Genomic DNA, 16,876 nt, shown 5'->3' on the forward strand with positions numbered 1-16,876 from the left:
GCCGATTTCCTGGCGCTGCTGGGCCGCGAACAGGTCACGATTTTGAACCAGACGCCAACGTACTTCTACCAGCTGCTACGTGAGGTCTTGGCGGACCATCCGTACGATCTGCGGATTCGCAACGTCATCTTCGGGGGCGAAGCGCTCAGTCCGCTGCTGCTCAAGGGCTTCAAGACGAAGTACCCGGAGACGAAGCTGATTAATATGTACGGCATTACCGAGACGACGGTTCACGTTACGTATAAGGAAATTACGTGGGTCGAGATTGAGGCGGCGAAGAGCAATATCGGCAAGCCGATCCCGACGCTGAGCGTGTACGTCCTTGATGAAAACCGCCGCCCTGTGCCGATCGGCGTAGCGGGCGAAATGTACGTGGCCGGGGAAGGCCTTGCGAGAGGATACCTGAACCGTCCAGATCTGACGGCGGAGAAGTTCGTCGATTCCCCGTTTGTGGAGGGGGAGAAACTGTACCGCTCGGGCGACTTGGCGGCTTGGCTGCCGGACGGCAACATCGAATACCTGGGCCGGATCGACCACCAGGTCAAAATCCGCGGCTACCGGATCGAGCTGGACGAAATCGAGACGCAGCTACTGAACGTCGAGGGAGTGGAAGAAGCGGTGGTGCTCGCCCGTCAGGACGGCGGGGGCGAGAAGGCGCTTGTCGCCTACTTTGTGGCGGACCGGACGCTGACGGTCAGCGAAATGAGAACCTCGCTGGCCCAGGAAATGCCGGGGTACATGATCCCGTCGTACTTCGTGCAGCTGGAGCGCATGCCGCTGACGTCCAACGGAAAAGTGGACCGCAAAGCGCTGCCGGAGCCGCAAGGCGGCTTGCAAACGGGCGTCGAATACGTAGCGCCGCGTAACCGGACGGAGTCCCAGCTTGTGAAGATCTGGGAGGAAGTGCTGGGCTACTCCGGCATTGGAGTCCTGGACAATTTCTTCGAGCTCGGAGGCCACTCCTTGCGGGCGACGAACCTTGTCAGCAAGATTCAGAAGGAAATGAACGTCGAACTTCCGCTGCGCGATGTGTTCCGCTATACGACGATAGAGTCGATGGCCGGGGCTATTGCCAGCTTGGAAGAAACGCGGCACAGCTCGATTCCGAAAGCGGAAGATAAAGCGTACTATCCGGTTTCCTCCGCGCAAAAAAGGCTGTACGTCCTGCACCAGCTGGATGGCTCGGAGCTGAATTACAACCTCCCAAGTGCCTTGCAGTTGGAAGGGGCTTTGAACGAGGCCAAAGTGGAAAAGGCGCTGACAACTTTGGTGGCCCGGCATGATATGCTGCGCACCGGTTTTGAAATCGTGAATGGGGAGCCGGTTCAGCGTATTCATCCGCTCGTAGCTTTCAAGGTCGAGAAGCTTCAAGCAAGCGAAGATCAGGTTGCGGCCATTCTTGAAGGCTTCATTCAGCCTTTTGACTTGACCCAGCCGCCTTTGCTGCGCGCCCTGCTGATCGAACTGGAGAAAGAGAAATTCCTGCTCGCGCTGGATATTCATCATATTGGTTCCGACGGCCTTTCCATGGACGTGCTGCTGCGCGAATTCGTGCGGCTTTACAATGGGGAAGAATTGCCGGAGCTGCGGATTCAATATAAGGATTACGCCGTTTGGCAGCAATCCGAGGAGCAGCGCCAGCGCATCAAACGGCAGGAGGAATACTGGCGCGGGGTATTCAGCTCCGAGCTTCCGGTTCTTGAGCTGCCTCTCGACTTCTCCCGCCCGGCCGTCCAGCAGTTTGACGGTCAAACGCTCACGTTTACGCTGGATGCGGAGAAAAGCGAAGCTCTCAAACGGCTTGCCGGCGATTCGGGGGCGACGCTGTACATGCTTCTGCTGGCTGCGTACTCCGTATTGCTTCATAAATACGCGGGACAGGAAGATATAGTGGTCGGCACCCCGATTGCCGCCCGTTCTCACGCCGACCTGCAGCCGATTATCGGCATGTTCGTCAATACGCTGGCCCTTCGCTTGGGTCCGGCGGCGGAGCGGACGTTCCTGGATTACTTGCAGGAAGTGAAGGAAACGACGCTTGGAGCCTACGAGCACCAGGACTATCCGTTCGAGGAGCTGGTGGAAGCTCTTCAGGTGAGCCGGGATTTAAGCCGGAATCCTCTGTTTGACACCATGTTTTCTTTGCAAAAACACGAAAGCTTGGATTTAACCATGGAAGGCTTGCAATGGTCGCTGTTCGACATCGAGGAAAAGACGGCAAAGTTTGATCTTAGCCTTGATATCGTGGAAGCCGATAACGAGCTGGTTTGCAAGATCGAGTACGCTACCTCGTTGTTTAGACAGGAAACGATGGTACGGCTGGCGGGTCATTACGAGCAGCTATTGGCGTCGATCCTGGCTCAGCCGGGTGCGCGGATTTCGGATTTGGATATCTTGACGGGCAGCGAAAAGCATGATTTGCTGGTCGGGTTTGACGTGTCGTCTTCGGCTCTTGCGAAGCAACCCGCCGCAGAGGGTACAGCTTTGGAAGCGGATGAGTCGTGGAGAGAGAGAACGTTCCACGAGCTGTTCGAGGAGCAGGCGGAGCGCACTCCGGGAGCACTGGCGGTTGTCTACGAAGACAGCAAGCTGACGTATGCGGAGCTGAACGCCAAAGCGAATCGTCTGGCGTATGCACTGCGGGCGCGCGGGGTGAAGCCGGAGCAGGTGGTCGGCATTCTGGCCGGCCGTTCGGCGGAGCTGTTGATCGGGGTGCTCGCCGTATGGAAAGCGGGCGGCGCTTATGTGCCGCTCGACCCGGACTATCCGGCGGAGCGGATTGAGTATATGCTCGCGGACAGCGGGGCGTCGGTGCTGCTCACACAGACCCGCCTGCTGGAGCAGGCGGAAGCTTGGCGCAGCGACGGAGCTCTAGTTCTGCAAACGGTGCTTGCGCTTGACGACGCCGCGACGTACAGCCTCGGAGCGGCGGAAGCGGCTGCTGCCGAAACGTCCGCCACGGCAGAAGCCGAGAAGACCGTACTAGCGGCGGATCTCGCATCGAATCCGGCGAATGTGAACAAGCCACGCGATTTGGCTTACGTCATCTACACCTCCGGTACGACGGGCAAGCCGAAGGGCGTGATGATCGAGCACCGCAGCCTGGTGAACACGGCGGTGAGCTACCGGCGGGAATACCGCCTGGATCAGTTCCCGATCCGGCTGCTGCAGCTCGCCAGCTTCTCGTTCGACGTGTTCGTCGGCGACATTGCGCGGACGCTGTACAACGGCGGCACCATGGTCATCGTGCCGAAGGACGACCGGATTGATCCAACCCGCCTCTACGGCTGGATTCGCGACTACGCCGTGACGGTGTTCGAATCGACTCCGGCGCTGATCGTGCCGTTCATGGAGCATGTGCATGCCGAGGGTCTGGACCTCAGCTCGATGCAGCTGCTGATCACAAGCTCGGATGCGTGCAGCGTAGCGGATTACCGCACCTTGCAGGAGCGCTTCGGCTCGCAGTTCCGTATTATTAACAGCTACGGCGTAACGGAAGCGGCGATTGACTCCAGCTTCTATGACGAGCCGCTGGAGAAGCTGCCGAAGACGGGCAGCGTGCCGATCGGGAAAGCGTGGCTGAACGCCAAGTTCTACATCGTGGATGCGAATCTGAAGCCGGTGCCGATCGGGGTGTTGGGCGAGCTGGTTATCGGCGGAGCGGGTGTGGCCCGCGGTTACTTGAACCGCCCGGATTTGACGGCAGAGAAATTCGTAGACAGCCCGTTCGCCGCTGGGGAGCGGCTATACCGGACGGGCGACCTGGCGCGCTGGATGCCGGACGGCAATGTGGACTTCATCGGCCGGATCGACAACCAGGTGAAAATTCGCGGCTATCGGATCGAGCTTGGTGAAATTGAAGCGGCCATGAAAAATTTTGCCGGCGTGCGTCAAGCGCTTGTCATCGACCGGACGGACGAGCGGGGGCAGAAATATTTGTGCGGGTATGTCGTAGCGGATTCCAGCTTCGATCTGGAAGGGCTTGTGGCCCATCTGGACGCCGCGCTGCCTTCCCATATGGTGCCTTCGCGCATCATGCGCCTGGATCAAATGCCGCTTACGCCGAACGGGAAGATCGACCGTAAAGCGCTGCCTGTACCGGAAGGAAGCATTCGTGCCGAGGCTGCATACACGGCGCCTCGTACTCCTGCCGAGCAAGCACTTGCGTCGGTCTGGCAGTCGGTGCTGGGCGTGGATCAGGTCGGCACGATGGACAATTTCTTTGCGCTCGGCGGCGATTCGATCAAGGCCTTGCAGGTATCGTCCCGTCTTTTGCAAACGGGGTACAAGCTGGTCATGAAAGATTTGTTCCATTACCCGACGATTTCCGCCCTTAGTTTGCAGCTGCAAACGGCGGAGAGAACGGCAAGCCAGGCCGAAGTGACGGGAGAGGTCATCTTGACCCCGATTCAGCGCTGGTTCTTTGAACAAAATCCGGCCGACGTGCATCACAGCAACCAGGCGTTCATGCAGTTCTCCAAGCAAGGCTTTGACGAAGAAGCTTTACGCCAAGCGGTGCGTCAGCTTGTCGTGCATCACGATGCTCTCCGTACGGTTTACCGCCAAACCGAGAACGGCTATACCGCCTGGAACCGCGGCGCCGGGGAGAACGAAGCGCTGTTCGATCTGGAAGTTGTCGATTTCAAGGGAGTCGGCGACGTGAAAGAAGCGGTAGAGGCTAAGGCGAATGACATTCAAGCGAGCATCGATCTGGAAAACGGTCCGCTGGTGAAGCTCGGCTTGTTCCGCTGCGACGACGGCGACCACCTGCTCATCGCGATCCATCACTTGGTCGTAGACGGCGTATCCTGGCGGATTCTGCTTGAGGATTTTGCTGCCGGCTATGAGCAGGCGCTGCAAGGGCAGCCGATCCGTCTGCCGCTCAAAACGGATTCATTCCAAACGTGGGCGAAACAGCTCGCTGATTATGCGAACGGTCCGGCGATGGAAAGCGAGAGAGAATATTGGCAGCATATCGAGCAATTGACCTATGAGCCGCTTCCGAAAGATTTTGAACAAGGCAGATCCAAGCTGAAGGACAGCGGGCTCGTGACCGTTCGCTGGACGGCGGAGGAAACCGAACAGCTGCTGAAGCAGGCACACCGTGCTTACCATACGGAAATGAACGATTTGCTGCTTGCCGCGCTTGGCCTCGCGGTACAAGCTTGGAGCGGCCGGGAACGCGTGCTGGTGAATCTCGAAGGCCACGGCCGGGAAGATATTTTGCCAGATGTGGACATTACGCGCACGGTAGGCTGGTTTACAAGCCAGTTCCCTGTCGTTCTGGAGCCGGGTCACGCCCAGGCGCTCGGTCATCAGGTGAAACAGGTTAAAGAAAGCTTGCGCCGCATTCCGAACAAAGGAATCGGCTACGGCATCCTGCGTTATTTGTCGGCGCCGCGTGACGGCGAGCGCTTCGCTTTGGAGCCGGAGATAAGCTTTAACTATTTGGGGCAGTTCGACCAGGATTACGAAAGCAGCGGCTCGAGGCCGTCTCCGTTCAGCCCGGGCTCCGATTCAAGCCCGAATGCAGTGATGGATTATGTCCTCGATATCAACGGTATGGTGTCGGAAGGAGTGCAGGAACTCACGATCCGTTATGGGGAAACCCAGTATAAACGGGAAACGGTAGAGCGCCTGGGCACCCTGCTTCATTCGAGCTTGCGTGAAGTCATCAGCCATTGCGTATCGAAAGAGCGGCCGGAGCTTACGCCTAGCGACGTACTGCTTCAAGATGTGACGGTGGAGGAACTGGAGCGGCTGTCCGAACATACGGCGGCACTCGGCGAACTGGAGAATGTATACACCCTGACTCCACTGCAAAAAGGGATGTTGTTCCACAGCTTGCTGGATGCCGATTCGGAAGCTTACTTCGAACAGGTGACCTTTGATCTGTACGGAAGCCTGAATGTGGAAGCCTTCACCCGAGGATTGGATACGCTGGTGCAGCGGAATGAGGCGCTGCGGACCAACTTTATTACCGGCTGGAGAGACGAGCCGATTCAAGTGGTATTCCGCGAGCGGAAGTGTGAAGTGTACTTCGAAGATATTCGTTCGGCAAGCGATGAACACCCGGAGAATACGATAGCCGATTTTGTCAGCGCGGATAAAGCGAACAAGTTCGATCTGGCCCGAGGTCCTCTTATGCGTGTGACCGTTGTGCGCACAGGCGACGAGTCCTACCATGTGATCTGGAGTCATCATCACATTTTGATGGACGGCTGGTGTATGTCCTTCATGATCAAGGAAGTGTTCGACACTTACTTTGCGTTTCAGGAGAAGCGAGCGCTAGAGCTTCCTCCGGTTACCTCGTACTCCCGGTATATCGAATGGTTGGAAGCTCAAGATGCAACGAAAGCTTCGGGTTACTGGTCGGAGTATTTGACGGGTTACGATCAGCAGACCAAGCTGCCGCAGGAGAAAACGCAGCTGAAGCAGGGCGCTTTTGAAACGGCTGAAATCGATGTGGAACTCAGCAAGGAACTGACCGGGCAAATCGAGCGGGTGGCGCGCCAGCAGCAGGTGACGCTCAATACGTTCATGCAGACCGTATGGGGACTGGTTCTGCAGGTATATAACAACAGCGAGGATGTCGTATTCGGCTCCGTCGTATCCGGGCGTCCGGCGGAAATTCCGGGCATCGAAAGCATGATCGGCCTGTTTATTAATACGATCCCGGTCCGTATTCAAGGCAAAGCCGAGGAGACGGTAGCCGATATCTTGAGAAAAACCCAGGATCAAGCGCTGGCATCGGGAGCTTACGAAACGTTCCCGCTGTTCGAAATTCAGTCGCTGAGCGAGCAAAAGCGCGACTTGATCAACCATATCATGGTCTTTGAAAATTATCCGATGGAAGAACAGATTGAGCAGGTCGTCGGTGGAGACAAAGAAGCGCTGAAAATCGCTAATATCCAGTCGCCGGAGCAAACGAACTACGACCTGGACATTACCGTCATTCCGGAAGAGCATATTTTGCTGCGGTTTACGTACAACGCGCTGACGTTCAGAGAGGAAGACATCAGGCTGATCCACGGTCATTTTGCCCGGGCACTGGAGAAGGTTGCGGCTAACCCGAACATCCGCGTGAATCAGTTGGAGCTTTTGACGTCGGCGGAAAAAGAGCAAATTCTCGGCGCGTTTAACCCGGCGCAGCCGGAAGCGGCTCCTGCGGCCGCGTTCCACCAGCTGTTTGAGGAACAGGCGGAGCGCACGCCGGAAGCGGCGGCCGTCGTGTACGAGAACGACCGGCTGACGTATGCGGAGCTGAACGAGCGGGCGAACCGCTTGGCGGCTACGCTGCGCGCAAGCGGCATCGGCCGGGAGTCGATCGTCGGCATTCTCGCCGAGCGTTCGGTGGACTTGCTGGTGGCCGTGCTGGCCGTCTGGAAAGCGGGCGGGGCGTATGTGCCGCTCGACCCGGATTACCCGGCGGAGCGCGTGCGGTTCATGCTCGAAGACAGCGGAGCGAAGGTGCTGCTGACGCAAACGCCGCTGCGAGAGCGTGCCGAAGCCTGGCTCGGCGAAGAGGAGCTGGCGCTGGCGGCGGTGCTGTACCTGGACGACGAAGCGTCGTACAGCGAGGAGCGGGCGAATGCCAACAGCTTCCATGAAGCCCGTCCGGAGGATCTGGCGTACGTGATCTATACGTCGGGAACGACGGGCAAGCCGAAGGGCGTGATGATCGAGCACCGCAGCCTGGTGAACACGGCGGCGGGCTACCGGCGGGAATACCGGTTGGATCAGTTCCCGGTGCGGCTGCTGCAGCTCGCAAGCTTCTCGTTCGACGTGTTCGTGGGAGATATCGCGCGGACGTTGTACAACGGAGGCACGATGGTGATTGTGCCGAAGGACGACCGGATCGATCCGTCTCGTCTGCACCACTGGATTGAGCGGGAGCGGGTCACCATCTTCGAATCGACGCCGGCGCTGATCGTGCCGTTCCTGGAGTACGTGCACGAGCAGGGGCTGGATATGAGCTGGATGGAGCTGTTGATCACGAGCTCGGACAGCTGCAGCGTGGCGGATTACCGGACCTTGCAGGAGCGCTTCGGCTCGCAGTTCCGTATTATTAACAGCTACGGCGTAACGGAAGCGGCGATCGACTCCAGCTTCTACGACGAGGAGCTGGTGAAGCTGCCGCAGACAGGCAATGTGCCGATCGGTAAAGCGTGGCTGAATGCGAAATTCTACATCGTGGATGCGCATCTGAACCCGGTGCCGGTCGGGGTGCTGGGCGAGCTGGTCATCGGCGGAGTCGGAGTGGCGCGCGGGTACTTGAACCGTCCGGAGCTGACAGAAGAGAAGTTCGTAGACAGCCCGTTCGCCGCGGGCGAGCGGCTGTACCGCACAGGAGACTTGGCGCGGTGGATGGAGGACGGGAACGTGGACTTCATCGGCCGGATCGACAACCAGGCGAAAATCCGGGGGTACCGGATTGAGACGGGCGAAGTCGAAGCGAAGCTGCTGAGTGTAGGTGGCGTGAAGGAAGCGGTCGTCGTCGTCAGGGAAGATCAAGAAGGTCAGAAAGCTTTGTGCGCTTATTATACAGCGGAAGAAGGCTTGACGGCGGCGGACCTGAAGCGGGCGATTGCCAGCGAGCTGCCGGGGTACATGATCCCGTCGTACTTCGTGGAGCTGGAGCGCCTGCCTCTGACGCCGAACGGGAAAATCGACCGGAAGGCGCTGCCGGCACCGGAAGGGGGAGCAGGCGGAGGCCGCGAATACGTGGCGCCGCGCACCGAACTGGAGGCGAAGCTGGCCGCCATTTGGCAGGATGTGCTTGTTCGGGAGAAGGCGGTAGGCGTAACGGACAACTTCTTCGACCTCGGCGGACACTCCCTGCGGGCGACGACGCTTGTCAGCAAAATGCATAAGGAGCTAGGCGTTGAATTCCCGCTTCGCGACGTATTCCGCTACTCGACGGTTGAGGAAATGGCCGCGGCTATGGAGCGGCTGGAGATCGGCTCGTTCACGGCTATTCCGGCTGCGGAACCTAGCGAGTATTATCCGCTCTCTTCCGCTCAGAAACGTCTCTATATCTTGAACCAGCTGGAAGGAGCCGAGCTGAGCTACAACATACCGGGAGCTATGCTGCTCGAAGGGGAGCTCGACCGGCAGCGGTTTGAAGAAGCGTTCCGCGGGCTCGTAGCTCGTCATGAAACGCTGCGTACCGGTTTTGAGATGGTAAAAGGCGAAGCGGTTCAGCGGATTTACGAAGAAGCCGCCTTCCAGGTGGAATATGTGCAGATCAGCGGGGAGCAGGCGGAAGAAACGGTGCGCCAATTCGTTCGTCCGTTTGATCTAGCGAAGCCGCCACTTCTGCGGGTAGGCCTTGCCGAACTGGCGCCGGACCGGCACATTCTAATGTTCGATACGCATCATATCGTATCTGACGGCGTTTCGATTGACGTACTGATCGAAGAGTTCGTCCGCTTGTACAGCGGGGAGCAGTTGGAGCCGCTCCGCATTCAGTACAAAGATTATGCGGTATGGCAGCAATCGGACGAGCAGAAAGCTCAGCTTGCCAAGCAGGAAGCCTACTGGCTCGACATGTTCCGCGGAGAGCTGCCGGTTTTGGAATTGCCGACGGACTATCCGCGCCCGGCTATGCAGAGCTACGAGGGCCGCACGCTGCAATTGTTTATGCATAGCGAGAAAAGTGAGGGTCTGAAACGGCTTGCAGCCGAGAACGGCGCAACGCTTTACATGGTTCTGCTTGCTAGTTATACAATATTATTGCATAAATATACAGGACAAGAAGACGTGGTGGTGGGTACGCCGATTGCGGGAAGAAATCACAGCGACGTTCAGCCGCTGATCGGGATGTTCGTCAATACCCTGGCCATCCGCAGTTATCCGGCTGCCGGTAAGACGTTCCTTGACTACTTGAAGGAAATCAAGGAGACGACACTGGGCGCTTTTGAACATCAGAATTATCCGTTTGAGGAACTGGTGGATAAGGTGAACGTGGCTCGCGATTTAAGCCGCAATCCGCTGTTCGATACGATGTTTGCTTTGCAGAATACAGAGAATTTGGAAATCCAGCTTCCCGGACTCCATTTGTCGACGTATGCCAGCGAAGAAATTGTTTCTAAATTCGATCTCAGCTTGGACGTCACGGAGATCGAGGAAGGCTTGGAATATCTGTTTGAATACGCCACTGCTCTTTATAAAACCGAAACGGTGGAGAAATTGGCCGCTCACTACTTGCAGCTGCTTGAATCCATTCTTCGCAACCCGTCGGCGACTATTGCCGAGCTGGGCATTTTGACACCGGCGGAAAAAGAACAAATTCTCGGCGCGTTCCACCCGGCGCAGCCGGAAGCGGCTCCTGCGGCCGCGTTCCACCGGCTGTTCGAGGAACAGGCGGAGCGCACGCCGGAAGAGGCGGCCGTCGTGTACGAGAACGAGCGGCTGACGTATGTGGAGCTGAACGAGCGGGCGAACCGCTTGGCGGCTACGCTGCGCGCAAGCGGCATCGGCCGGGAGACGATCGTCGGCATTCTCGCCGAGCGTTCGGTGGACTTGCTGGTGGCCGTGCTGGCTGTCTGGAAAGCGGGCGGGGCGTATGTACCCCTCGACCCGGATTACCCGGCGGAGCGCGTGCGGTTCATGCTCGAAGATAGCGGAGCGAAGGTACTGCTGACGCAAACGGCGCTGCGAGAGCGTGCCGAAGCCTGGCTCGGCGAAGAGGAGCTGGCGCTGGCAGCGGTGCTGTACCTGGACGACGAAGCGTCGTTCAGCGAGGAGCGGACGAATGCCAACAGCTTCCATGAAGCCCGTCCGGAGGATCTGGCGTACGTGATCTATACGTCGGGAACGACGGGCAAGCCGAAGGGCGTGATGATCGAGCACCGCAGCCTGGTGAACACGGCGGCGGGCTACCGGCGGGAATACGGGTTGAATCAGTTCCCGGTGCGGCTGCTGCAGCTCGCAAGCTTCTCGTTTGACGTGTTCGTGGGAGATATCGCGCGGACGCTGTACAACGGAGGCACGATGGTGATTGTGCCGAAGGACGACCGGATCGATCCGTCTCGTCTGCACCACTGGATTGAGCGGGAGCGGGTCACCATCTTCGAATCGACGCCGGCGCTGATCGTGCCGTTCCTGGAGTACGTGCACGAGCAGGGGCTGGATATGAGCTGGATGGAGCTGTTGATCACGAGCTCGGACAGCTGCAGCGTGGCGGATTACCGGACCTTGCAGGAACGCTTCGGCTCGTTGTTCCGGATCATCAACGCATACGGCGTGACGGAAGCGGCGATCGACTCTAGCTTCTACGACGAGGAGCTGACGAAGCTGCCGCAGACAGGCAATGTGCCGATCGGCAAAGCGTGGCTAAATGCGAGATTCTACATCGTGGACGCGCATCTGAACCCGGTGCCGGTCGGGGTGCTGGGCGAGCTGGTCATCGGCGGAGTCGGAGTGGCGCGCGGGTACTTGAACCGTCCGGAGCTGACGGAAGAGAAGTTCGTAGACAGCCCGTTCGCCGCGGGCGAGCGGCTGTACCGCACGGGAGACTTGGCGCGGTGGATGGAAGACGGCAACGTGGACTTCATCGGCCGGATCGACAATCAGGCGAAAATCCGGGGCTACCGGATCGAGACGGGCGAGATCGAGTCGCAGCTGCTGCGGGTGGAAGGCGTGCGCGAAGCGGTGGTGCTGGTTCGAAGTGACGCGAACGGGCAGAAAGCGCTGTGCGCGTACTACACAACGGATGGCGAACTGACGGCGGCGGACCTGAAACGGGCGATCTCCAACGAGCTGCCGGGGTACATGATCCCGTCGTACTTCGTCGAGCTGGAGCGCCTGCCTCTGACGCCGAACGGGAAAATCGACCGGAAGGCGCTGCCGGCGCCGGAAGGGGGAGCAAGCGCAGGCCGCGAATACGTGGCGCCGCGCACCGAACTGGAGGCGAAACTGGTCGCCATCTGGCAGGACGTGCTCGGACCGGTCACGATTGGCGTGACGGACAACTTCTTCGACCTCGGCGGGCATTCCCTGCGGGCGACGACGCTGGTCAGCAAGGTGCACAAGGAGCTGAGCGTGGACCTGCCGCTGCGCGATGTGTTCCGGCACTCGACCATCGAAGCGATGGCCGAAGCGATCAGCCAATTGGAGCGGCAGGAACACCTCTCCATTCCGGTTCTGGATAAGAGGGATTACTATCCGCTTTCCTCCGTGCAAAAACGGCTGTACATCCAGCAGCAGATGGAAGGCGCCGAGCTTAGCTACAACATGTCCGGCATGACGGTTCTCGTCGGGCGCTTGGAACGGAATCAATTCGAGGCGGCGCTCAAAGGATTGATAGCTCGTCACGAAATTTTGCGAACCGGCTTCGAAATGGTCGACGGCGAACCGGTACAACGGATTTATCCGGACTTGAAGTTTGCCGTCGAGTATACGAAAGCGACGGAAAGTGAAACGAAGAGCATCGTAGACGGCTTTGTGCGCGTATTTGATTTGGAACGGCCGCCGCTGTTGCGTGTGGGCTTAGTCGAATGGGAAGCGGAACGGCATCTGCTCATGCTGGACATTCATCATATCGTCACGGATGGCATGTCGATGGGCATCTTCGTCGAAGAGCTGCTGCGCTTGTATAACGGCGAGACTCTGGAACCGCTTCGGATTCAATACAAGGAATTCGCCGCTTGGCAGCAGTCCGAACCTGTAAAAGAGCGGTTGAAACGTCAGGAAGCCTACTGGCTGGACGTGCTGGAAGGCGAACTGCCGACGCTTGAACTGCCTACGGACTTTGTCAGACCTGCCGCTCGCAGCTTTGAGGGAGATGTGCTGCCTTTCAGCATCGACAAGCAGATGACCGACAGCTTGCAGCGCATCGCCGATGAGAACGGTGCCACCCTTTATATGGTGTTATTGGCGGCCTATTCAATCCTGCTCAGCAAGTACTCGGGACAAGAAGACTTCATTGTAGGCATACCGGTTTCGGGCCGCACACATGCCGACCTGGAGCCGCTCATCGGAATGTTTGTCAACACTTTGGCGATTCGCCATTATCCGTCCGGGGAGAAGATGTTCCTCGCTTACTTGAACGAAGTCAAAGAAACGATGCTGGGGGCCTACGACCACCAGGATTATCCGTTCGAGGAGCTTGTGAAAAAGCTGCAGGCGCCGCGAGATCAAAGCCGCAATCCTGTATTCGATGTCATGTTTGCTCTGGAAACCAAGGAAGATAACGTTCAAAGCTTCGGGGATATCAAGATCGAATCTTATCCGGAAACTCATACGGTTTCCCAATTTGATCTTACCTTAGTCATTTCGTTGCTGGATGAGGGAATGAACGGGCAGTTTGAATATGCCACCAAGTTGTTTACGCTCAATCTGATCGACAATTTCGCTCAGGACCTGCTCGTGATCATCACCCAAATTTGCGAACAGCCTTCGGTGCTGTTGAAGGATATTCACCTGAACGGGCAATCCGAACAGGAGCAAGATGTGCTAGAGGCTATTGATATTATTTTCTAATCCCTTACCCGGCTTGGGTGTATGCCGTATTTCTCTCGGTACGCATCCTGCCGGGTGTTTTTTTCCAAATGAAAGGGAAAAATCCACCACAGGAATCTGACATCAAGTGCCGCTGAGTAACGATTTCAATTTATTGGAAAATCGACAAAACACAACAGAAATCGTAGTTTACCTTTGGTATACTAAGAATCAAACATCAAGCTATCATTCGAACAAAAAAAGAGAATTAATAAACTAGCTAGAGATATAATGGCACAGCACTTCTTGAACTCTCACGAACTACAGGGCGGTTAGTTCAAATATATGGACAATGGACTAAAGATGGACAGATTATTAGAGATAATTCTTTGAAAAAGAAAATTGATCATTTAAGCACGTTATATGCGACATTTAAGCACGTTATATGCGACATTCAGTATATTGAGGAAATGGTTATGAAAATTATATTATCGTAATAGTACAAGTTTCCAACTTTCTTTTTATGGTAATTTGTGGTGGTTTCAGACTTTTTATTTTTCGTGTTTATCACGTGCTCTGGCAAACGCAGTAAAATCAACAAAATTGGTTCACGACTTTTTTATCACCTGACACTTTTTTGCCATTATAAATACAACACCATTCTTAATTTGAAATATTACCTACAAGAAAATACAGTACCTTAACTCAAACAGTCTCGATGGAAAGTTTTTATATCGGGACTGTTTTTATTTTTTATAGATAAGTAGGTGGAACAATGAAGATATAGGAGAAAAAATAAAGTGTATTCGGAAAACGAATAAACTCAATCCAATTCGGTTCTCACAGATTATTGGCGTATCGCAAGGAATTGTATTGGTAGTTCAACAAGTGAAAGCACAGTCTACCGGACAACTGGAATGGAGAAACGCAATGTACTCGGCGTACTTAAAAACCTTAACGAAAATTTATGAGTAATCTATGCATATAGTTCTAAAGAAAGTTTAAAAAATGGGGAATTGAAATAAGAGGTTTAGGAAGCGGAGCTTCTCCGCATTCCATAGAAGTCTTTAGAAAAACTTTAATTGACACGGTTAGCTACTTGGGCTATTTTCAAAAGGCAATTTCAATTGGAAGCATAGTGGTTAATTAGATTTATTAAGTTATTACTGACCATTTTGAACTTCTCTCTTTTTCTTTCAGAAAGCATAGTAAAAAAACTAAGGAATTAATGAGTATATTTCTAAAGAAAATCTAAAGAATTTGTATAACTAAGTAATAACTTGAAATGGAATTCTTTCACTAACACTCTCCATCGTACCATGCTATTTAAAGTTGAACAGGACTTCCTACGCGAGTGCTCCAGTTGTAAGCTCCATGATTAAGCTTCAGCGCCCCCCATCTCGGATAAAATACGAAATTCAGTGTGAAAGCTTTAACTACGCATGAAGAGTTGAATATATTCTTGACTGAATCGTATTCAATTTATTGTTACTCGGATATTTTATTACTTTATGAATATAAAAAAATCCCATTTCCAATAAATGTAGTTATAAGTATAACCCGATGAGTAAGTATCATCGGGTTTTTATTTTCGTTAATGGATATCTATACGAGGGGGGTACAATTATTTCTCGAAGTTCGTCATTGCTCAGCCAAAAGAGTCCTGATATACGTAAATCTCACAATTGCCAGATGGATGAAGTTCAAGTATAAGGCCTTGTCCTTACACGACCGTGAGCACAATCTTGCCTTGAATGTGCCCACCGGCGGCTCGTTCATGCGCCTTGCGAGCATCGGCAAGTGGAAACGTGCTGTCGATGGCAACACGAACCGTCCCGGCATCGAGCAGGCGTCCGAATTCCGCCAGCTGCGGGCCGTTCGAGCGCACTTGGGTCATTGAGACCGTAACGCCCAGCTTCGCGGCCTCCTCGGCGTCGGAGAAGCCTAAGAACACCGGGAATAAAGCGCCGCCGCGCTTGAGCGTACGCAAGAAACGACCAGTGGTGGAACCGCCGAGAGTATCGAGGACGAGATCAACGTCATGGGCGATGTCCTCGGGAGGGCTCTTGGTGTAGTCGATGAATTCGTCGGAACCGAGCTCACGCAGGAACGACTCATGCTTGCCTGATGCCACCGCGATGACGTGCGCACCCTTCCATTTAGCCAGTTGCACCGCTAAGTGCCCCACGCCGCCCGCGGCACCATTGACGAGTACCGTCTTGCCGCTCAGCGGCACCGAGCGATGCGACTCCGGTTGAAACGGATTCGCTTCATTGTGGCCCAGCTCAATCAGGAACTGCCATCCAGTGAGACCTGCCATCGGCGCCCCTGCGGCGTGCACGTGATCGATGCCAGCCGGTTTGAGTGCAAGATCCGACGCTGGCGCGGCGACGTACTCGGCATAAGCAGCGCTTTCCCCCATGCTAGGAAAGCGAACCATGCCGAAAACTTCATCGCCGACGGAGAAGCGTTGCACATCCGTGGCTACCGCCTCGACGACCCCCGACACGTCCGACCCCAGAATGAAGGGAAAGGACACCGCCGGTTGCCACTCAGGAGGAAGATCCTTATACCCCTCGCGCAGGTACCAGTCGGGGGGATTGATGCCAACCGCGTGAACGCGGACAAGCACCTCACCTGGCTTCAACTCGGGAAGCGGCGCCTCCTCGTAACGCAGTACCTCAGGGCCGCCGAATTCATGCAGACGAATCGCCTTCATTGTATCTGTAGACATCTTGCTTTCTCCTTTCATGCAGATGAGTTATACTTACCAGAGCAGTGCTCCACATAAACGGATCATTGTTCCGTTTGTGATTATACGGAGCACCGCTCCAATTGTCAAGGAGGAAGCATATGCGAGTCGATGCGAAGAAAAACTATGAGCACATACTGGCAGTCGCAAACGTCGTTGTAACCCAGCACGGCGCCGATGCATCGCTACGCGATATCGCTCGCAGAGCTGGAGTCGGGCTCGGCACATTGTATCGTCATTTCCCGACCAGAGAGGCGCTGCTTGATGCATTACTCCGCGTAGGCTTTGACGAGCTGACGGCAAAGGCGTGTGAGCTCGAAACTGCGAGTTCACCCGATGATGCACTTGTGTCGTGGCTACGCGACGTCGTTACATTCACGGGCATCTATCAAGGTGTTGTGGCAGCTATGATTGCAGCTATGGAGGACACGGAGTCCGCACTCCATGCTTCGTGCGTCACGTTGCGCACGGCAGGCACGCGGCTTCTCACTCGCGCTCAAGCCGAGGGTCTAGCTCGTACCGACATGGATGGTGAAGACCTGTTCTCGCTAGCTGCTGCGCTCGCGTGGCTCGGCGACCAGCCCTCGTCCGCGCCACGAGCTGAGCATCACTTCAATATTATCGCGAGCGCGATCTTGACGAATCGAGCGAGCAGCGATTTCAGAGCTCAGCCGCCACTTTAGA

Annotated in this window: 3 protein-coding genes; 2 read left to right on the forward strand and 1 reads right to left on the reverse strand. The window is 55.8% G+C overall.

Features of this window, described 5'->3' with window-relative positions; genetic code table 11:
• The coding region (locus NLX73_RS18940) for an amino acid adenylation domain-containing protein (protein WP_483311709.1) at positions 1 to 13,482 on the forward strand (13,482 nt) is incomplete at its 5' end.
• A gap of 1,681 nt (positions 13,483 to 15,163) precedes the next feature.
• On the opposite strand, the gene NLX73_RS18945 is transcribed toward NLX73_RS18940, so the two are convergent.
• On the reverse strand, positions 15,164 to 16,174 hold the full coding sequence (locus NLX73_RS18945) for an NADP-dependent oxidoreductase (protein WP_254327009.1): 1,011 nt from the start codon (positions 16,172 to 16,174) through the stop codon (positions 15,164 to 15,166).
• A 119-nt stretch (positions 16,175 to 16,293) separates the two neighbouring features.
• On the opposite strand from NLX73_RS18945, the gene NLX73_RS18950 reads away from it, so the two are divergent.
• Positions 16,294 to 16,875, forward strand: a complete 582-nt coding sequence (locus tag NLX73_RS18950; protein ID WP_254327010.1) for a TetR/AcrR family transcriptional regulator — start codon at positions 16,294 to 16,296, stop codon at positions 16,873 to 16,875.
• Position 16,876: the final 1 nt, after the last annotated feature.

Source organism: Paenibacillus sp. CH40, assembly GCF_024213605.1.
In the GTDB taxonomy this organism is placed as follows: Bacteria; Bacillota; Bacilli; order Paenibacillales; family Paenibacillaceae; genus Paenibacillus; species Paenibacillus polymyxa_B.

Bases quoted from the DNA above. Each gene is read 5' to 3' on its own strand.
- NLX73_RS18945 (WP_254327009.1), bottom strand. From the start codon at position 16,174: ATGTCTACAGATACAATGAAGGCGATTCGTCTGCATGAATTCGGCGGC.
- NLX73_RS18950 (WP_254327010.1), top strand. From the start codon at position 16,294: ATGCGAGTCGATGCGAAGAAAAACTATGAGCACATACTGGCAGTCGCA.